Genomic DNA, 19,291 nt, shown 5'->3' with positions numbered 1-19,291 from the left:
GTTTATGCTTAGCCGAGTTGCGAATTCAATTTACTGGATGAACCGTTATATGGAACGGGTTGAAAATTACGCCCGTTTTGTTGGAGTTAACTTTAATCTTGCCTTGGATTTGCCGCCCGATGTGGACGAACAATGGGAGCCGCTGCTGATCGCGACCGCAGATCATTACCTTTTTTACAAATATTACGACAAGCCTACCAAAGAGGACGTAATTCACTTTCTGACATTTGACAAGCGCAATCCAAACTCGATCATCAGCTGTTTGTACGAGGCCCGGGAGAATGCGCGGACGATCCGGGAGACGATTTCGAAGGAAATGTGGGAGAGTATCAATACATTTTACCTTTCGATTCGTGCCACTTCGCCGGATAAATTCCGGAATATGGACCACATGCAGGCCTATTTTACGGATATCCGGCAGAGCTGCCAGCTCTTTCACGGGGTTGTGGACACTTCGATCACGCGGAACGAAGCGTGGCATTTCGGTAGATTGGGCCGTCATATTGAGCGTGGTGATAAGTGTTCGCGGTTTTTGGATGTAAAATATTTTACATTGCAGCAGGACTCCGGGACATCAGGTTCTACGCTTGATCTGATGCTTTGGACCGCTGTTTTGAAGTCCGTGAGCGCCTATAATATGTACCGGCAAACGCACCGGGCGCTTACTTCCATGAATATCGTGGCTTTCCTGATTCTGGATAAACTTTTCCCGAGATCCATTGCATATTGCGTGCGCCAGGCTGAACTTTCCTTGTATGCGATCGGCGGTTCTATCCCCGAGCGAGGGCACAATAATCCGGCCGAAAGAGCATTGAGCAAGATCCGTAGCGAGCTGGAATTCACCGACGTGGAGGAAATTTTCAAGACGGGCCTGCACGACTATCTCGATACCTTCCAAACCAAGAACAACGAAGTCGATACTGCGATTTTCAATATGTATTTCGGGCTGGAAAATGGCCAGTCGCAAAGTCAGTCACAGAGCCAGTCGATGGGCCAGACGTCGGGTCAATTCCGGACTCAGTGGATGAATTGAGCCCAAAGGATTCCTGAATATGCTTCCTGCCTCCCGGCTGAAAATTCATTTCGACCGAAAAGACCCTTACAGCGTGCCGAAAGGTAGATGAGCGTATTAGTTGTAGAAAAAGCTAAGTCCTGAGAGGGAAATTTAGTATTTTTGCACCAAACAAAAGAGATACACCAGAACGTGACGTTAATTAAATCTATCTCCGGAATCAGAGGTATTGTGGGTGGAAAGTCCGGGGAAGCACTGACTCCGATCGATGTGGTAAAGTTTGCAGCTGCATACGGAACATGGTTGAGGCGCTCGAATCCACAGAATTCAAAAGTGATTATAGGCAGAGATGCAAGGCTTTCCGGTGAAATGGTCAGCCGGCTCGTTGCTGGTACTTTACAGGGTGTTGGTCTCAATGTGATCGACCTTGGTCTTTCCACAACTCCTACTGTTGAAATAGCCGTAACTGCCGAAGGTGCAGGCGGTGGGGTGATCCTTACTGCAAGCCACAATCCGATCCAGTGGAATGCGTTGAAGCTGCTGAACCACCTGGGCGAGTTCATCTCAGAGGCTGACGGTGAGGAAGTTCTGAGAATAGCTGATCAGGAAGATTTCGTTTTTGTAGATGTAAAGAAACTGGGCAGTTATACTGCAGACGATTCTTATCTTCAAAAACATATTGATCACGTACTTTCTCTCGCGCTTGTTGACAAGGAAGTGATTGCGAATGCTAATTTCAAAATCGTTGTCGACGCGGTTAACTCCACCGGCGGGATTGTGGTACCAATGCTTTTGGAAGCACTTGGTGTTGATCCAAAAAACATCAAAAAACTCAATTGCGAACCGACAGGTAACTTTGCCCACAACCCCGAGCCACTCCCTGAGCATCTTCGGGAAATAAGCAAGGAGCTTGATAACGGATCTTACAACCTGGGTATCGTAGTGGATCCGGACGTGGATCGGCTTGCATTGATTTGTGAGGACGGAACTCCGTTTGGTGAGGAATATACACTGGTTGCAGTGGCTGATTTTGTCCTGAAAAACACACCCGGCAATACAGTTTCCAACTTATCTTCAACTGCTGCATTGCGTGATGTAACTGTAAAAGCAGGCGCTTCTTACTTCGCATCTGCGGTGGGAGAAGTGAATGTGGTGAATATGATGAAAGCCAATAATGCAGTGATCGGCGGAGAAGGAAATGGCGGGGTTATTTATCCTGAAAGCCACTACGGTCGCGATGCATTGGTTGGTATCGCATTGTTTCTCACGCATTTAGCCAAGTTTGGGAAAACAGCTTCTGTGATGCGGAGATCTTATCCGAACTATTACATTTCAAAAAACAAAATAGAGCTGACGGCAGATATTGATGTCGACAATATATTAAGTCGCATTCAAAGCCGGTATTCAAAACAGCCTCTCAATACAACCGACGGTGTAAGGATCGAATTCAACAAAGAATGGGTTCATTTAAGAAAATCCAATACCGAGCCGATCATCCGGATTTATTCAGAATCCGAAACGCATACTACTGCTATGAATCTGGCAAATAAGATCATTTCCGACATTAAGGAAATTATCTCAGAGCCTAAAAACTGATTCAGGAATAGCAATTAAAAGTACGAATATGAAAGCATACCTGGACAACGCCGCTACCACACAACTTGATCCGGAAGTTTTGGAAGTAATGCTTCCTTTAATGACCGAACAATTCGGAAATCCATCTTCCATTCATGCCTACGGACGCGCTGTCCGCTCGGCGATAGAGCGCGCCAGGAAAAGTATAGCAGGTATCCTGAATGCAGCTCCGGCCGAGATTTTCTTCACATCAGGAGGTACCGAAGCTGACAATACGGCGATCCGCGGAAGCATCGAAACGCTGGGATTGAAGCATGCGATCACGTCACGCATCGAGCACCACGCCGTTTTACATACATTGGAACACCTGCAAAAAACGGGTGTGATCAAGCTGAGTTATGTAAATCTCAATGAAAAGGGAGAGGTAGATCTGGAACATCTTGAAAACCTGTTGGCCACCAATAGCCGCTCGCTGGTTTCATTAATGCACGGAAATAACGAGATCGGGAATTTGCTCGATCTGGAAGTTGCAGGGGATATTTGTCAAAAGTACGACGCTGTTTTTCACAGTGATACGGTTCAAACAATGGGCCATTTCCCGCACGATCTGCAAAAGCTGAAAACCAATTTTATCGTCGGCGCGGCGCATAAGTTCAATGGTCCGAAAGGAGTTGGGTTCTTATATGTGCGCCCGGGCATTAAAATCGCACCTTTTGTGCACGGCGGCGCGCAGGAGCGTAATATGCGCGGCGGTACTGAAAACATCTACGGAATTGTAGGCCTGGCAAAAGCGCTGGAAATCGCTTACCGGGATATGAACGCGCACAGAACGCATATTGAAGGTTTGAAATCGAGAATGATCGAAAGCCTGAGAAGCAAGATCGACGGCGTTACGTTCAATGGCAATTCTGCTGATCTGGGAAACAGTCTTTACACGGTATTAAGTGTGTGTTTGCCGCCTTCGGATATGAGTGATATGCTCTTGTTTAACCTTGATATTGCTGGAATCGCAGTTTCTGGTGGCAGTGCGTGTTCAAGCGGGACGGAAATCGGTTCTCACGTGCTGAATGAACTTAAAATCGACGCTGACCGGGCCAATGTCCGCTTTTCTTTCGGGAAATATAATACAGAAGCAGAGATCGACTACGCAGTAAATACACTCGCCGATCTCTATAAAAAAGAACCTGTTACGCTCTGATCTCCGCAGGTTTTGGCCTACCGGTAATCAGATCTTCGAGGGTCTCAATCCAGATATCGCTGTCGTTGAGACTCTCTACAAGCTGCCAGTGCTGGCCGCCTTCCTTCTCAAATAGTTCTTTATATTCTTCGCCAACTTCAATCGTTGTTTCAAGGCAATCTGCCACGAACGAAGGCGAGAATGCGAGTACATTCTTAACTCCCTTTTTGGTCAGTTCTGGGATCACTTCATCCGTATAAGGCTTGATCCAAGGTGTTTTCCCTAATCTCGACTGGAAGCAAGTAGTATATGTTCCTTCCTGTAAATCAAGTGCTTTTACCAATAATCTGGTAGTTTCAAAACACTGGGCGCGGTAGCAATGCTGGTTGCGGTGATCAAGCTGGTTGCAGCAGGCACCAAACTGGCAGAAACTTCCTGTAACATCGCCTTTCGTGATCTGGCGCTCGGGTAAGCCGTGGTAGCTGAATACGAAATGATCATATTTACGCTGGGCCATGTATTTCTTTGCCAGATCCGCAAAACCCTGGATGAACTTGGGATGATCCAGGAAGCGGTTTACAAACCGGATTTCGGGTAAAACTTCCCAATCCTGCACCACGCGCATTACTTCTTTGTATACAGAACCTGTTGAAGCTGAGGCATATTGCGGGAAGAACGGCACTACAATGATCTCCGAAAAGCATTCTTTGCGCAATTCTTTTAATGCACCTTCAATACTTGGGCTTTGATAACGCATCGCAAGTTCAACCACATATTCGTCGCCCAGCGCCTTTTGTAATTTTTCTTTTACCGAATAGCCGTAAATTTTAAGGGGAGATCCGTCGGGCCGCCAGAGCTCTTTGTACACTTTGGCCGACTTAGGTGCCCGAAAAGGCGCGATGATCAGATTGATCAAGAACCAGCGATTCAGATAAGGGATATCAATGACCCTTTCGTCCATCAAAAACTCACGCAGATACTTGCGTACATCGGGCACCGACGGACTATCGGGAGTTCCGAGGTTCACGATCAGAACGCCGGTCTTTTTAATTGATTTTTCGGTTGTTGAAGTAGCGGGCTGCGCCAGGGTATCAGTATTCATTATTGGTATTGGGTCAAAATCCGGATGTACTACTTAACAACTGTTTCCGGAGTTTTAAAAGTTCGCCTTAATACATTTCAAATTACAATCCAAGCAGGATCTCTTTCAATGCTGCCTGCGCTGACCATTCACGGTTGGCAGCCTGCTCGATCACAAGCGACCGCGGGCCGTCGAGCACTTCGTCGGCTACTTTCATATTCCGGCGGAGCGGCAGACAATGCATAAACTTACCATTATCCGTGAGCGCCATTTTGGTTTCATTGATCATCCACGAAGGATCGTCAGTAAGTACCTGTCCGTAAGTTTCGTACGACGACCAGTTTTTTCCATAAACGAAATCTGCGCCTTCCAACGCTTTGTTCTGGTCATAAATCACCTGGCCTTTTCCTACAAATTCCGGCGCCAGATCGTAACCTTCCGGGTGGGTAATCACCAGCTCCACGTCCATCGGGTTCATCCATTCACAGAACGAATTGGCCACGGCCTGCGGCAATGCCTTGAAATGCGGCAACCAGGTCAACACAACTTTTGGCCGCTGTTTTATCTTAAATTCCTCTATTGTAATACAGTCCGCGAGTGATTGTAAAGGGTGGCGCGTCGCCGATTCGAGGTTCACGATAGGTACTTCGGCATATTTTTGAAACTGCCTGAAAACGATCTCAGCATAATCCTTTTCCCTATCTTGTAGCCCGGCAAAAGAGCGGATACCGATCACATCACAATAGCTACCGATCACAGCCGCCGCTTCCTTCACGTGCTCCGCTTTGTCGCCATTCATGATCACGCCTTCCTCCATTTCCAGTCCCCAGCCGTCCTGCCCTACATTCATGGTGATCACATTCATGCCGAGATTTTGTGCAGCTTTCTGCGTACTAATCCTTGTCCTAAGGCTTGAATTAAAGAATAACAACCCTATTGTTTTGTTTTTACCTAATTCAATATCTCCAAAAGGATTACGCTTTGCAGCAATTCCGCTGCTAATCAGTTGATTGAGATCGGTGACGTCGTTAATGGAAAGGAAGTGGTTCATTCAGTTTAGTATTCAGGCAGATTTAAGTTTGTGCGGCCGGGGCCAACTTTATGGTGAATTTACGTCAAATGCTCGCGACAGCTACTTCTTTTTTCAGAGCTTCCAGAAACATATCTGCTTCTTCTTTGCGCAATGCAAGGGAAGGCAGTAGTCTGATCGTATTGGCACCGGCAACTCCGGTAAACATTTTGTGTTCAAAAAGCAGCTTGTTGCGCAGGTCTTTTACAGGAAAATCATATTCGATTCCGATCATCAAACCACGTCCTCTCAACTCTTTATAACCACCTACTTCTTCAATCCCTTTCATCAGGTAATCGCCGATATCGGCAGCATTATCTAACAGGTTTTCATCTTTCATTACATCCAACACAGCTATTCCGGCTGCACACGCCATGTGATTTCCACCAAATGTGGTTCCCAGCAAACCATAGCTCGCCTTGAATTTTGGTGAGATCAGCACGCCGCCGATCGGGAACCCATTTCCCATTCCTTTTGCCATTGTCATCAGGTCCGGGTGAATGCCGCTGAACTGGTGTGAAAAGAACTTGCCGGTGCGACCGTAACCGCATTGTACACTATCCAAAATGAGCACAGCGCCCGTTTCGTCGCATCTTTTGCGAAGTGCCTGAAGAAACGCATCGCTGCTCACCTGAATTCCACCCACACCCTGAATTCCCTCCACGATCACGGCACAAACCTCGTCGGTAATACCGTTTTCAAGTGCTTCAATGTCGTTAAATGGCAGGAATGTAACGTGTTCCTTATAATTTACCGGCGCAACGATCGACGGATTGTCTGTCGCCGCGACGGCTCCCGCAGTACGTCCGTGAAATGCTTTTGTAAAAGCCACGACTTTGGAACGGCCGGTGTGAAAGGATGCCAGTTTCAATGCATTTTCATTAGCTTCCGCACCGGAGTTGACGAGGAATAATTTGTAGTCGGGATATCCTGAAAGTTCGCCCAATTTTTCTGCCAGTTCTTCCTGCAAAGAAATCTTCACAGAATTGGAGTAAAAGTTAATAGCGTGAAGCTGTTTGCTGAGCATATCCACATAATACGGGTGGCAGTGCCCAATAGAAATCACCGCGTGTCCGCCGTAAAGATCGAGGTATTTTGTGCCATTTGTATCCCACAAATAGCTCCCCTCAGCCTTTACAGGCTCTATATCGTATAGGGGATATACATCAAATAAATTTGACATTTTTATATTGATATTTAAGAAGCAAGTTCCAGATTTTGGATTCTTTGGAAATGCCCAAGATTTAGTGTTTTAACTGGCAAATGAAATGTGATTGCAGACGCTGCAATGAATATGTCCCGAAATTCCATCATCAGATTCCGCCTTCGCAGATCATGATATATTTCAGCTGCATTTATTGAAACTTCCTCCGTAAATGGAAGTACAGGAATTCCATCAAGAAGAATGTGAATATCATTTTTCTTCTCCTGGCCTGTCGCTCCCATCATCAATTCGTACACGGTGACGGCGGAAACAAATAAAGCAGCATCATTTGGCAGTGACTTCAATACGGTTTTGGATTTATCTGGTTTCCGAAGAAATTCTATAAATATGCCAGTATCAATTACCATTCCGGGATTTTCCAATTATTAATGTTTTTTGAGCCCTCTTCCAAAACTGCAATATCACTTTCGCTCCAAGTTGAAACGCTTTCAATTTTTTCCTTCCATTTCACAAGATCGCCTTCGGACTTCCGTGCTTTTTGCTGGATCAAAAGTGTGTCGGCATAGGCAAGTAATTGCCTTCTCTGCGGTTCACTCAGTTGTTGAAATGTTTCAAGCAGATCTTCCATAACCTATCAAAGTAATAGTGATCAAATTATTATCAAAAATACGGCACTACATTAAAAATACGGCACTACATCAAAAAGCCGGTGCTTTCAGCCTCAAACCTGCGTCTTCGGGTAACCTGAATGCGATATTCATATTCTGTACTGCCTGTCCCGATGCGCCTTTGGTAAGGTTGTCGATAATGCTCGAAATCAGCAGTTGTCCGTCATGCACTTCCAGGTGCAGCAGACATTTGTTGGTATTTATGACTTGTTTCAAATCTATCGGCACATCGCTGACGTGTGTGAATGGATGAGATTCGTAAAAGCTTTTGTAAATGCTTTTCGCTTCTTCCAGAGTTCCTTCGAAAGGTGTATATACATTCGCCATAATCCCCCTGGTAACGTCTCCCCGGTAGGGAACAAAGTTCACTGCTTTGTCAAAACCAGTCTGCAATTTGCCCAGGCTCATTTTTATTTCGGTCAAATGCTGGTGCGTGAATGCTTTATAGATGGAGAGATTGTTATTTCTCCAACTAAAATGTGTCGTCGCACTCAAAGCCTGCCCAGCTCCTGTACTGCCGGTAACGGCACTAACGTGAATATCGTCTTTAATCAAACCAGCATTAGCAAGCGGCAGAATAGCCAGTTCAATGCTTGTCGCGAAACAGCCGGGATTTGCGACTTTGTTCGCACCTATTATCGCGCCTCTTTGAAGTTCCGGTAAACCATAAACAAATCCTTCTGTCTCGTCACGAAAGTCGGTACTCAGATCGATCACTTTTACTGTTTCCGGAAGAGAGTGCGCTGCCAGGAATTTCTTCGATTCGCCGTGACCGGAGCAAAGAAAAATGGCATTCAGTCCCGGTTGATTTAACAATTCCTGCGTATCGTCTCCGGAAAATACCAGGTCGGTATCGCCAAGTAAATCCGTGTGCGTAGCATGCACCGGCTTTCCGGCCTGACTTTTACTATGTGCGAAAGCGATAGTTACACTTGGATGGTTGATCAGAATTCTTATCAGTTCCCCGCCCGTGTAACCCGCCGCTCCTATTATTCCGACGTTTACTGAGTTTATAAGTTCTGAGTTTATGAGTTTATGAGTGTTTTGATTCATGATATTGTATTTCTCGATGCTCTTACCGTTTTGATTAAAGAGATCAGCATAGCCTTAATTTCTTTCAAGTCGTTGTTCCTCTCATCAAAGGTTTGAGAAGTTATGTATTCCAAGTCTTTTGATAAGAGTATATAGTATTCAGTTTCGTGCAATGATCCGAGCGAAATCTGAAAATAGTTGGCAATATCGGGCGTCTTAATCTTACCGCAGCCCTCAGCCAAATTTGCAGCAACAGAAACTCCTGATCTTCTTATTTGTGAGACGAGTCCGAAGGTTTCAGTTTTAGGAAATCCATCAGTGATTTTGTATATATCCAAAACCAAACGATGCGCCTTTTGCCAAACTTTAAGATCCTGATAGTTCTGCATATATATCACTCACAAACTTTAAACTAAGAACTCATAAACTCTTAACTCATAAACTTTAAAACTACTCCGCCGACTCACTAACCTTCTGATAAATCATCACCTGGTTCGAAGCTACTTTTGAAAATCCGCGTACATCGTCGCCGGTCCAGGCATTGTTCATTTCCCCGTAGCTGCCGAATTTTGATGACATCAGATCAAATGGAGATTCAATACCTTCTACATGAAAACGGTATGGAGCCAGGTAAACATGCACTTTGCCGGTTACGTGTGTTTGGGTATCGGCCAAGAAAGTTTCGATATTCCGCATTACGGGTTCAACAAACTGTCCTTTGTGCAACAGGCTTCCGTACCAGTTCGAAAGTTGCTCTTTCCAGTAAAGCTGCTGCTCGCTCAGCACGTGTTTTTCCAAAGTATGGTGGGCTTTGATAATGATCAATGGTGCAGCGGCTTCAAAACCAACGCGGCCTTTGATTCCTATAATTGTATCACCCACGTGGATATCTCTGCCAATACCAAAAGGCTGCGCGATCGCTGCCAGCTTTTGAATTGCTGCTACTGAATTTTCAAAGCTTTCTCCCGCAACTCCTTTCAACTCACCTTCAACAAATTCAAGTGTAATTCTTTCAGGTTCTGTCTTGGAAATCTGCGTCGGCCAGGCCGATTCCGGCAAGTATTGTTCAGAGGTCAAGGTCTCTTTACCGCCTACGGAAGTTCCCCACAGCCCTTTATTAATGCTATATGCAGCTTTTGCCCACTCGCGGCCAACTCCTTTTTTAGTTAGGTATTCAATTTCAGCCTCGCGGGACAGTTTCAGGTCGCGGATCGGCGTGATGATTTCTGCTTCCGGAATGATAATTCGGAATGCCATATCAAAGCGAACCTGGTCATTTCCTGCGCCGGTACTTCCATGTGCAATTGCGCTGGCACCGATTTCCTTGGCATATTCAGCCACTGCTACCGCCTGAAAAACGCGTTCCGCACTCACTGAAAGCGGGTAAGTGTTGTTTTTAAGGATGTTTCCGAAAATGAGATACTTAATGCAATCATTGTAATATTCACTCGTCTTTGAAATTGTCGCGTGCTTTTTCACACCCAGCGAATAGGCATTTGCCTCAATGGTTTTGAGTTCTTCATCTGAAAATCCGCCTGTATCCACCAAGACTGAATGGACTTCATAACCTTTGTCTTCGGCTAAATATTTTACGCAAAAAGAGGTATCTAATCCTCCACTGAATGCTAGTACTACTTTTGGCTGTGACATTATATTGAACTTGTTCTGACTGGATTCTTAAATAGAAGGTACAAAGTAAACAAAAAAATACCTCGCTTCGGGCTTGTGACGGCGGCCGGGCGAGGTATTTAAGAGATATATAAAATCTGTAAATGAATGCCGTACACTAATGTACAAGCAATGCCCCGGCGTTTTTCTTTTTAGCGCGTTCTTCCCTTCGCAACAAAATGCGTTGCTTAATGCGCATCCAGCGCTCGTAAAGACCAGATTCTTTCAGGAAATCCCAGGAGTGTTTTTCTTCAACCACATTGCCGGCTTTCACCGCAACGGGCTCTTTTTCGACAGGATCGTACATCATTCCGGTACACAGACAGTGTTTTCTGCCGGTACGCGTCAGTACATCATAGTTAACGCAACTCGCGCAACCTTTCCAGAATGCATCATCGGCAGGTAATTCGCTGAATGTAACTGGTTCATAACCCAGGTCCGAATTGATCTTCATCACCGGCAAACTGGTCGTAATACCGATTATTTTCGCGTCAGGATATTTTTTGCGGGATAATTCAAATGCTTTTTGCTTGATCGCTTTCGCCATTCCGCTGTTACGAAAATCAGGATGTACGATCAATCCTGAGTTGGCCACGAACTTTCCGTGCTCCCAGGTTTCTATATAACAAAAACCAACCCATTCGCCTGTATCGGTAGTCGCGATGATCGCCTTACCCTCCACCATTTTTTCCATGATGTACACCGGAGAACGTTTGGCTATACCGGTACCACGCTTTTTGGCGCTTTCCTCCATTTCTGCACAAATAGTTTCGGCAAAACTGAGGTGATTTTCATTGGCAGCCTGTACTATAAACTTACTGCCCACTACTTCGGTATTTTTCATTGATGGCGATTCTGACAAAAATTCGAAACAATAATTAATATACCCAGATTAAAAACGATGGGACGTTTTGAACTATAAGAAAAAAAATGGGGGGTATAAAAGATTTACCACGTAGGTAAAATAGAATTATGCGGTCCGGGGGGACCTGAATCGAAAAGGCGTAGTATGAAGAACAGTATATGTGCCGTTGCTATTCATTTGACTGTCAATGGAGTCTAATAGGGTGCAAATTTTGAAAAAAAAATTATCACTCCAAAGAAACAGAAGATATATTTTTATGGTTCGGTTTCGATAAAAGTTTTATCTCAAACACACTTAAACCCACCTCATGTCAGCTTTAAATCCGGATGATATTCTAAACGGTTATATCAATGGAATATTTCCTATGGCCGAGCCGGACGGAACAATTTACTGGTATTCTCCCAATCCCAGGGCTATTATCCCATTTGAAAACTATAAACCTTCCAAGTCGCTCCGGCCGGTTTTAAACAGAAATCATTTTGAAATTCGTGTAAATACGGATTTTGAGGGTGTAATGAGAGGTTGTTCCGGCCCCCGGGCAAAGGAAAGCGGCACGTGGATTTCGGAAGATATTATTGCCAGCTACACAGAATTGCATAGATATGGATATGCCCACAGCGTGGAAGCTTACCGGGAAAATCAGCTTGTGGGCGGACTTTACGGGGTTTCGATCAATGGCGTATTTTTTGGCGAATCCATGTTTACCATCGAGAGCAATGCATCCAAGGTGGCTTTCCATTATTTAATCCAGATATTGAAACTAAATGGCTTTGCATTGCTGGATACACAGTTTATCAATGATAACGTACTTCGTTACGGGGCTATTGAAATTCCGCGGGACGAATACCTGAACCTTCTCAGCAATGCTTTAAAAGTGAAGGTACGATTTGACGGAACTCCCTTTGTCGGCATCGTATAGCAAAGTAAATGCGCCATTTCATTGGAAATGATTTAATTTTAGCTCAAAATCTACTACCAGGCATTGCTTCGCCCAAGTGAATGCTGCTTTTTGAATCCAGAAGTGTCGAAACCCATTCTTGTCATCAAATTTGGAACCGCGTCGATTACGCTGCCTTCGGGAGAGCCGGACAATGGTAAAATCTCAGAAATAGCCAGGCAGGTTTCCGAAATCCACGCTCGGTACCGCATAATCATCGTTTCCTCCGGCGCAGTAGGAGCAGGGAAAGCTTATATCCGGAACTATAAAGGAACGATGACGCAGCGGAAGGCGGCCGCCTCGGTTGGTAACCCGCTGCTGGTGGGTTTGTATGCCAGCTATTTTGCGCCCAAACATATATTTATAGCGCAAAGTCTCTGTGAAAGACAGCATTTTGCAAACCGTGACAAGTTCCTGCAACTCAAAGAAACGTTCGAAGAACTCTGGGAAAACGATATTATCCCAATTGTAAATGAAAATGACGTGGTCAGCGACCGGGAGCTCAAATTTTCCGATAACGACGAACTGGCTACGTTACTGGCAGTTGGTTTCGGTGCCGAATCGCTGATGTTCTGCACTTCCGTGGGTGGGTTACTAGATGAAGAGGGGCAGATATTGCGAAACGTATCGAATGTGAACGAGGTTTTTAAATTTGTTAAAACAGACAAATCGTTCCTGGGATTAGGCGGAATGGCCTCCAAGCTGACTTTTGCAAAACTGGCCGCGCGTATGGCGATCAGGGTGGTTATTTTTGGAATGAATGCAAAGAATGAATTGCTGCGGGCTTTGAATGGAGACGCTGGAACTTTAATCACACCTGGAAAAAGCACACTTTCAGCACGGAACAGGTGGCTTGGAAGCGGAGGACTTGTTTCGGGACGGTTGCAGATCGATGAAGGTGCATCGAAAGCACTTTCGAAAAGGAAAAGTCTGCTGGCTGTGGGGGTAACCGAAGTTACAGGTGATTTTGAGTCTGGCGAAATCATTGAAATATACTCGGCGGCCGAAGAAATGATCGCCGTGGCGCGCGCCAGAGAAACCTCTACCGCGATTCGCCAGAACCTGAAAACAATGAATTTTGAAGTGGCTCACGCTAACGATATCGTATTGCTCTAATGGACTCGATTTTACCTTTATTACAAGAAACTCAGAAAGCAGCGACGCAAATCCGTAACCTGGAAGATGCGCGCAAATCTGAAATGCTGGAAGATCTGGCGGCGAGAGTACTTGAAAATAATGCCCGGATCATCGCTGAAAATAAGAAGGATCTGGATGTAATGGACGATGCGGATCCTAAGAAGGACCGGCTTTTGCTCAACGAAAAACGCATTCAGGGACTTGCACAAAGTCTTCGTGATGTGGCAGCATTGCCAGATCCGGCTGGGGATGTGTTGTTGGAGCGGACGATCGAGCAGGGGCTTTCTTTGCAAAAAATCGCAGTTCCGCTTGGTGTTGTGGGTGTGATATATGAATCGCGGCCGAATGTGACACTGGACGTAGCGGCGCTGTGTTTGCGTTCGGGAAATGCCTGCGTGCTGAAAGGGGGCAAGGAAGCCCACTATTCTAATGCATTTCTGGTAGGACTGATACATGAAAGTCTGGCCGAATTTGGCATACCGACGGCGGCTGTAATGTTGCTGCCAACGGACAGGAAGTTTGTGAGCGAATTGCTGACTGCTACCAAGTACGTCGATATTATTATCCCCAGAGGCTCAGAAGGTCTGATTAAGTTCGTTCGTGAAAATTCGTTGGTACCTACTATAGAAACCGGCGCGGGAGTTTGTCACACTTATGTGGATAAAACAGGTGATCTTGAAAAAGCGGCTGCAATTGTAGTAAATGCGAAGGTATCGCGGCCGTCGGTTTGCAATTCGCTGGATACGATTCTGGTGGACCAGGAAGTTGCAAAAGAATTTTTACCCAAACTAAAAGAAGAATTCATCCAATGGAATGTCGAAGTTTTCGCTGATGAAATTTCTTATCCCATTTTTGCTGAAGTAGGGTACCCATTACTGCAACATGCGACCCAGGAGGATTTCGGAAGGGAATTTCTCGACTATAAATGTTCGGTAAAAGTGGTAAATGGACTTAATGAAGCACTGGAGCATATCCGAGAACATTCATCCAGGCACTCAGAAGCTATAATTTCGAAAGATGAAGCTGCGATCAATCGGTTTTTAAATGAAGTGGACGCGGCTGCGGTTTACGCAAATGCATCGACCCGCTTTACTGACGGTGGCGTATTTGCTTTGGGAGCAGAAATAGGTATATCTACACAAAAATTACACGCCCGAGGCCCATTTGCATTGGAAAAGCTGGTGACAGAAAAATGGATCGTGAAAGGGGACGGACAAGTAAGATGGTAAATTCAGTGGAACAAATACAAGTGCTGAGCAGCGAAGCGATCGAATTGCTGAAAAGCCTGATCGAAACGCCCTCATTTAGTAAAGAAGAGACGAATACTGCGCAGCTCCTGGAAGATTTTTTTAACAAAAAGAACATTCCATTTGAGCGCCTGAAAAATAATATCTGGGCCAAAAACCTACATTTCGATGAAGCAAAGCCTACTATTCTTCTGAATTCGCATCACGATACTGTCAAGCCAAACAAGTCGTGGACGCTTGATCCGTTTAAGGCGATTGAGGAAGACGGAAAGCTTTTTGGATTGGGAAGTAATGATGCCGGCGGTTGCCTGGTTTCCCTCATCGCGACCTTCTGCTACTTCTATGATCGGCAGGATTTGAAATACAATATTATTATTGCGACAACTGCCGAGGAGGAAATTTCAGGGAAAGAAGGGCTGGAAATTGTGGCTCCTCTACTTCCCGATATTGCATTCGCAATCGTAGGCGAACCAACGGAAATGCATTTGGCGGTGGCCGAAAAAGGGCTGCTAGTACTCGTTTGTACAGCAAAAGGAAAGTCGGGGCACGCGGCGAGAGAGGAGGGTGATAATGCAATTTACAGGGCGCTGAAAGATATTGAATGGATTAGCGGGTATCAGTTTCCGAAAGTATCGCCTTCACTGGGGCCTATTAAAATGTCGGTGACCATTATCAATGCGGGAACGCAGCATAATGTCGTGCCGGATAGTTGTGTGTTTACGGTCGATGTGCGGGTTACCGATCAATATACTTTGGAAGAAATTATCACTGAAATCCAGCAGAACATTCAGTCTGAGGTAGTCCCAAGATCGATCAGGCTGCGTCCGTCGAGTATTCCGGTTGATCATCCTATTGTATTGGAAGGTTTGAAACTGGGACGCAACACTTACGGTTCCCCTACAACTTCGGACCAGGCATTACTCGATTGTCCCTCGCTTAAAATGGGCCCCGGGCATTCCGCAAGGTCACACAGCGCCGACGAATTTATCTACCTGCACGAAATTGAAGAGGGCATTACGCAATACATTCAAATGCTGGAAGGCGTTGTGAGCCGATAATTTGCTATCATTGCCAGGTGAAAATAACCAGCTCGGCAATGCAATTCTACTCCAAAGAAGATATTCAGGCTTTCGATACTGTCCGGTTTATGTATATTCAAACTACATTGACCGGACATATTTTTACCATTACCCTGAACCGGCCTGAAAAGCGGAACGCATTCACGCCGACGATGGCCGAGGAGATCATTTATGCGATCGCTTATGCGCACTATAATTCGGAAGTCAGATGTGTGATCGTCCAGGCGGCCGGCCCAGTTTTCTGTGCCGGTGCCGATCTCAATGCCTTTCACGACAGCTCCGCAGATAAACAAAACGAAACACTACCGAAAATACGAGAAGAAGCCCGACTGGGAGATGCATTTGATGCATTACTAAAACCCAGTATTGCAAAAGTGGAAGGTCCGGTATTAGCCGGTGGTTTCCTGATTATCTGCGGCTGCAATCTCGTGATCAGTACTCCGAATGCCAATTTCAGTTTGCCGGAAGTAAAAAGGGGCATCTGGCCCATGCAGGTGATGGCGTCGCTGTCTAAGGTAGCATCTGACAGAAAAGCGCTGGAAATGGCGATTACCGGGCGCAGCTATTCTGCAAGAGAAGTGCTGGACGTCGGATTGGTCACATCAATCGTGGAGGATATTAATTTTGAGGTAAATGCGCTGGCTGATATGATTTGTAGAAACGCGCCGCTGGCAATTACAGCGGGAATATCCGCATTTCAGCAAATAAGAAACCTTCCTGAAAAAGAGCGGCATACATTTCTGAAAGCTCAATTAGACCATTTACTTCAAAGCGAAGACGCAAAAGAAGGCGTACTGGCTTTCAAAGAAAAGAGAAATCCCGCCTGGAAAAACAAATAGCTAGGACTACAAACCCAACAGCCAATAGCTAAAAGCTGACAGCTCCCTCTTAATTCACAGGCACAATCTCAATTTCCTCTCCGTAACGGTTGTGAAACTTGAAATCTACTACCCCCAGAGAGCTATCCTTGATAAGCTTGACCCAGGTTTTATAGTGGAAGAACCATTTCATCTGCTCAGACATCAAGCCTTTTGTAAAATAGGAATGCAGGAACGGATGCAGCGAAATCGTAATGCCCCGCTCGTTTTGTTTGGTGAGAATGTAATCCAGATTGTTCGCGATTACATCTGAAACCAGGATACTGGCCTGGATCGTACCGGTACCGCCGCAGGTTGGGCAGGTTTCCCTGGTTACGATATTCATTTCCGGCCGCACACGCTGACGTGTAATTTGCAGCAAGCCGAATTTTGAAAGTGGCAAAATGGTATATTTCGACCGGTCTCCTTTCATTTCGTCGCGCATCACATCAAAAAGCGTCCTTTTATTTTCCGCTTTTTTCATGTCGATGAAATCGACGACGATAATGCCGCCCATATCGCGAAGTCGCAATTGGCGGGCTATTTCCTTCGCTGCTTCCAGGTTGACGCTCAATGCAGTCGCTTCCTGATCCTCTTCGGAGTTGGATTTGTTACCGCTATTGACGTCGATTACGTGAAGTGCCTCGGTGTGCTCGATGATGAGGTAGCCTCCGTTCGGAAGACTTACAGATCTGCCAAAGAGTGACTTGATCTGCTTTTCAAGACCAAATTGTTCAAAAAGCTTATTCTTGCCGTTGTGAAGCTTGAGTATGTTCTCTTTATCCGGCGCGATATTGTGAATGTAGGCTTTAATATCCTCGTAAACTTCCTTGGAATCAACCGTGATGCTGTCAAAAGATTCGTTCAGCATGTCACGGATAATAGAGGAAGCACGGTTCATTTCGCCGATAATCCGATCGCGGGGTTTGGCGTCGCGCAGTGCTTTGATACCATTTTCCCATTTGTCAAGACAATCTTGTAAATCCCTGTTAAGTTCGTCAACATCTTTGCCTGTTGCTACTGTCCGGATAATAACACCGAAGTTGGCGGGCTTAATAGACGACATCAGACGTTGCAGACGATTTCTCTCCTGCTTGTCAGTGATCTTTTTAGATAAATTGACTGAATTAGAAAACGGGACCAGAACGATATACCTACCTGCTATTGAAATGTCGCAGGACAGGCGCGGGCCTTTTGTAGAAATAGGCTCCTTAACGATCTGAACAAGGATGGGCTGATTTTTGGAAAGTACCTTATCAATTTTACCAAGTTTCTCAATTTCAGGCTCCATCTTGAAATTATTGAGCTTGCCTGAATTCGCTTTCTTGGAAATAACTTCCTTGGTGAGCTTATTAAGAGAATTAATATTAGGACCCAGATCAAGATAATGCAGGAACGCATCCTTTTCAAAACCGACATCTACAAAAGCGGCATTGAGGCCTGCTACCAGTTTTCTGACAGTACCGAGGTAAATATCCCCAACGGTAAAGCTTTGATCCGGTGTTTCGACGTGGTATTCTAAAAGACGTTTATCCTGCAAAAGGGCTATACGTTCTCCCTTTTGAGTAGAATTGATTAGTAATTCGTTACTCAATGTTCAACCAACCAAGTGGCTATATAATGTTGATACTTAACCGCCCGCTTATTTTGAATATAAAAATGAAATAAGGGGTATTGCAAATGTAGCGAAGAAAGTATGACCGGGTCTTATAAAAACCCGGTCATATTATTTATTTCTTCTTATGTCTGTTCTTTCTAAGTCTTTTCTTTCTCTTATGAGTTGAAATCTTATGTCTCTTTCTTTTCTTTCCGCAAGGCATAATTATGTCGTTTATGAATAAAAATTAATTCCTTTAATCAGTTGTCTGTCAATTGTTCAGGCGGGTTTCCAGTTCGCCGATAGCTTGCTGGATCACCGGATCTTTCTCCTCTTTCTTTACTTCTGCCAGTACTTTACGAGCCTGCTCCTTGTCGCCCAGCTCCACCAGTGTAAGACCAAGATAAAACTTCGCCTTGGTGTTGGCCGGGTTATTGGTCAGGATCTGCCTGAACCTGTCAGAGGCCTTCGAGTATTGATTTGATCTCATTGACAGGATCCCCAAATTGAACAGTGCGAGTTCGTTGGTAGGATCTGTGTCTATCACTTCCCTTAACATGAGAATACCCGCCATCGGGTTCTCGGTGTTGACGTAGGTCATAGCCATATTGGCTTTTGCTGCCAACAGGCCGGGGTTCAGTTTCAGCGCTTTTTCGTAGTATTCGCGGGTTTTAGCGCCGAGGTTTTTTGCTTTCTCATCGTTAACTGCAAATCCATACGCCTCGTAATACCGGTCACCCGTGCGGAGTATATTTTCAACAGTCGGAGAAAGTATTGCAACCTTTTCAGCGTAAAATCCGGCGCTGTCAAATTTTTGAAGCTCGGCGAATTTGTTCGAAAGCTCAATTCCAGCCGAAGCCTTGTCTTCCGCATTTGCCTGATTGAAGCCGCTTCTCAGCCGATCGATCGTTTTCAATTGATCGGGTGTCAAAGCGGCTCCATCGTGCTTGGTAGCAGCTTCTGGTGCAGCTTCGGTAGAGGCTGCGGCAGGTTGACTACGCTCCTGATCCACTTCCTTACCCTTTGTATTAACAACTACCTTGGGTAAGCTGAATAGCGTTCCAACAAGTGCAACTGCAAGTACGCAAGAAAGAAGAATGGACTTTTTCATAAATTATAACCCGA

19 protein-coding genes are annotated in these 19,291 nt (G+C 45.3%); 8 read left to right on the top strand and 11 right to left on the bottom strand.

Annotated features, from left to right (window positions below; all coding sequences use genetic code 11):
- Positions 1 to 4 precede the first annotated feature (4 nt).
- The 3 genes from LZG94_RS16660 to LZG94_RS16650 all read left to right on the top strand — a co-directional run bounded on the left by LZG94_RS16660 (position 5) and on the right by LZG94_RS16650 (position 3,785).
- Complete coding sequence (locus tag LZG94_RS16660; RefSeq protein ID WP_215234152.1) at positions 5 to 1,033, top strand: alpha-E domain-containing protein; 1,029 nt, start codon at positions 5 to 7, stop codon at positions 1,031 to 1,033.
- Between the two features lie 171 nt (positions 1,034 to 1,204).
- Positions 1,205 to 2,608, top strand: a complete 1,404-nt coding sequence (gene glmM / locus LZG94_RS16655) for a phosphoglucosamine mutase (RefSeq protein WP_215234151.1) — start codon at positions 1,205 to 1,207, stop codon at positions 2,606 to 2,608.
- Positions 2,609 to 2,636: 28 nt separating this feature from the next.
- Positions 2,637 to 3,785, top strand: coding sequence for a cysteine desulfurase family protein (locus LZG94_RS16650; protein ID WP_233792953.1), 1,149 nt, complete (start codon positions 2,637 to 2,639; stop codon positions 3,783 to 3,785).
- Here the strand turns inward: LZG94_RS16650 and hemH are convergent.
- From hemH to LZG94_RS16605, 9 genes are all read right to left on the bottom strand, one after another.
- Positions 3,775 to 4,866 (bottom strand): ferrochelatase, encoded by a 1,092-nt coding sequence (hemH, locus tag LZG94_RS16645; protein ID WP_233792952.1) that lies wholly within the window; start codon positions 4,864 to 4,866, stop codon positions 3,775 to 3,777. The genes LZG94_RS16650 and hemH overlap by 11 nt on opposite strands.
- A gap of 82 nt (positions 4,867 to 4,948) precedes the next feature.
- Positions 4,949 to 5,896 carry an N-acetylornithine carbamoyltransferase gene (locus tag LZG94_RS16640; protein WP_233792951.1) on the bottom strand — a complete coding sequence of 316 codons (948 nt, stop codon included), beginning with the start codon at positions 5,894 to 5,896 and terminating at the stop codon, positions 4,949 to 4,951.
- A 64-nt stretch (positions 5,897 to 5,960) separates the two neighbouring features.
- Complete coding sequence (locus LZG94_RS16635) at positions 5,961 to 7,097, bottom strand: aspartate aminotransferase family protein (RefSeq protein WP_233792950.1); 1,137 nt, start codon at positions 7,095 to 7,097, stop codon at positions 5,961 to 5,963.
- 14 nt (positions 7,098 to 7,111) lie between these two features.
- Entirely contained in the window at positions 7,112 to 7,501 is a 390-nt protein-coding gene (locus LZG94_RS16630; RefSeq protein ID WP_233792949.1) for a type II toxin-antitoxin system VapC family toxin, read from the bottom strand.
- A complete protein-coding gene (locus LZG94_RS16625; RefSeq protein WP_233792948.1) occupies positions 7,480 to 7,707 on the bottom strand; it encodes a hypothetical protein in 228 nt (75 codons plus the stop codon). Before LZG94_RS16625 ends, LZG94_RS16630 begins: the two co-directional genes overlap by 22 nt.
- 70 nt (positions 7,708 to 7,777) lie before the next feature.
- On the bottom strand, positions 7,778 to 8,800 hold the full coding sequence (gene argC, locus LZG94_RS16620) for an N-acetyl-gamma-glutamyl-phosphate reductase (RefSeq protein WP_233792947.1): 1,023 nt from the start codon (positions 8,798 to 8,800) through the stop codon (positions 7,778 to 7,780).
- Entirely contained in the window at positions 8,797 to 9,168 is a 372-nt protein-coding gene (locus LZG94_RS16615; RefSeq protein ID WP_233792946.1) for a four helix bundle protein, read from the bottom strand. The genes argC and LZG94_RS16615 overlap by 4 nt, the downstream gene beginning before the upstream one ends.
- Before the next feature lie 61 nt (positions 9,169 to 9,229).
- Positions 9,230 to 10,429 carry an argininosuccinate synthase gene (locus tag LZG94_RS16610; protein ID WP_233792945.1) on the bottom strand — a complete coding sequence of 400 codons (1,200 nt, stop codon included), beginning with the start codon at positions 10,427 to 10,429 and terminating at the stop codon, positions 9,230 to 9,232.
- Positions 10,430 to 10,565: 136 nt separating this feature from the next.
- On the bottom strand, positions 10,566 to 11,291 hold the full coding sequence (locus LZG94_RS16605) for a GNAT family N-acetyltransferase (RefSeq protein ID WP_233792944.1): 726 nt from the start codon (positions 11,289 to 11,291) through the stop codon (positions 10,566 to 10,568).
- Between the two features lie 328 nt (positions 11,292 to 11,619).
- Between LZG94_RS16605 and aat the strand changes: the two genes are divergently transcribed.
- The 5 genes from aat (at position 11,620) to LZG94_RS16580 (ending at position 16,551) form a co-directional block, all read left to right on the top strand.
- Positions 11,620 to 12,231 carry a leucyl/phenylalanyl-tRNA--protein transferase gene (gene aat / locus LZG94_RS16600; RefSeq protein ID WP_233792943.1) on the top strand — a complete coding sequence of 204 codons (612 nt, stop codon included), beginning with the start codon at positions 11,620 to 11,622 and terminating at the stop codon, positions 12,229 to 12,231.
- 102 nt (positions 12,232 to 12,333) lie between these two features.
- Positions 12,334 to 13,365: a glutamate 5-kinase gene (proB, locus tag LZG94_RS16595; protein WP_233792942.1), complete on the top strand. Its 1,032-nt coding sequence runs from the start codon at positions 12,334 to 12,336 to the stop codon at positions 13,363 to 13,365.
- Complete coding sequence (locus LZG94_RS16590) at positions 13,365 to 14,615, top strand: glutamate-5-semialdehyde dehydrogenase (protein ID WP_233792941.1); 1,251 nt, start codon at positions 13,365 to 13,367, stop codon at positions 14,613 to 14,615. The genes proB and LZG94_RS16590 overlap by 1 nt, the downstream gene beginning before the upstream one ends.
- Positions 14,609 to 15,691, top strand: coding sequence for a M20 family metallo-hydrolase (locus tag LZG94_RS16585; RefSeq protein WP_233793133.1), 1,083 nt, complete (start codon positions 14,609 to 14,611; stop codon positions 15,689 to 15,691). Before LZG94_RS16590 ends, LZG94_RS16585 begins: the two co-directional genes overlap by 7 nt.
- A 38-nt stretch (positions 15,692 to 15,729) precedes the next feature.
- Positions 15,730 to 16,551, top strand: a complete 822-nt coding sequence (locus tag LZG94_RS16580; RefSeq protein ID WP_233792940.1) for an enoyl-CoA hydratase/isomerase family protein — start codon at positions 15,730 to 15,732, stop codon at positions 16,549 to 16,551.
- A gap of 49 nt (positions 16,552 to 16,600) precedes the next feature.
- Here the strand turns inward: LZG94_RS16580 and LZG94_RS16575 are convergent, their stop codons facing one another.
- Together LZG94_RS16575 and LZG94_RS16570 are read right to left on the bottom strand one after the other, a co-directional pair.
- Positions 16,601 to 18,163: an Rne/Rng family ribonuclease gene (locus tag LZG94_RS16575; RefSeq protein ID WP_215234135.1), complete on the bottom strand. Its 1,563-nt coding sequence runs from the start codon at positions 18,161 to 18,163 to the stop codon at positions 16,601 to 16,603.
- Between the two features lie 274 nt (positions 18,164 to 18,437).
- On the bottom strand, positions 18,438 to 19,277 hold the full coding sequence (locus tag LZG94_RS16570; protein ID WP_233792939.1) for a tetratricopeptide repeat protein: 840 nt from the start codon (positions 19,275 to 19,277) through the stop codon (positions 18,438 to 18,440).
- Between the last annotated feature and the right edge of the window lie 14 nt (positions 19,278 to 19,291).

The sequence above is a fragment of the Dyadobacter sp. CY343 genome (assembly GCF_021390335.1).
Lineage (GTDB): Bacteria > Bacteroidota > Bacteroidia > Cytophagales > Spirosomataceae > Dyadobacter.
This window is presented reverse-complemented; position numbering and strand designations above follow the sequence as displayed.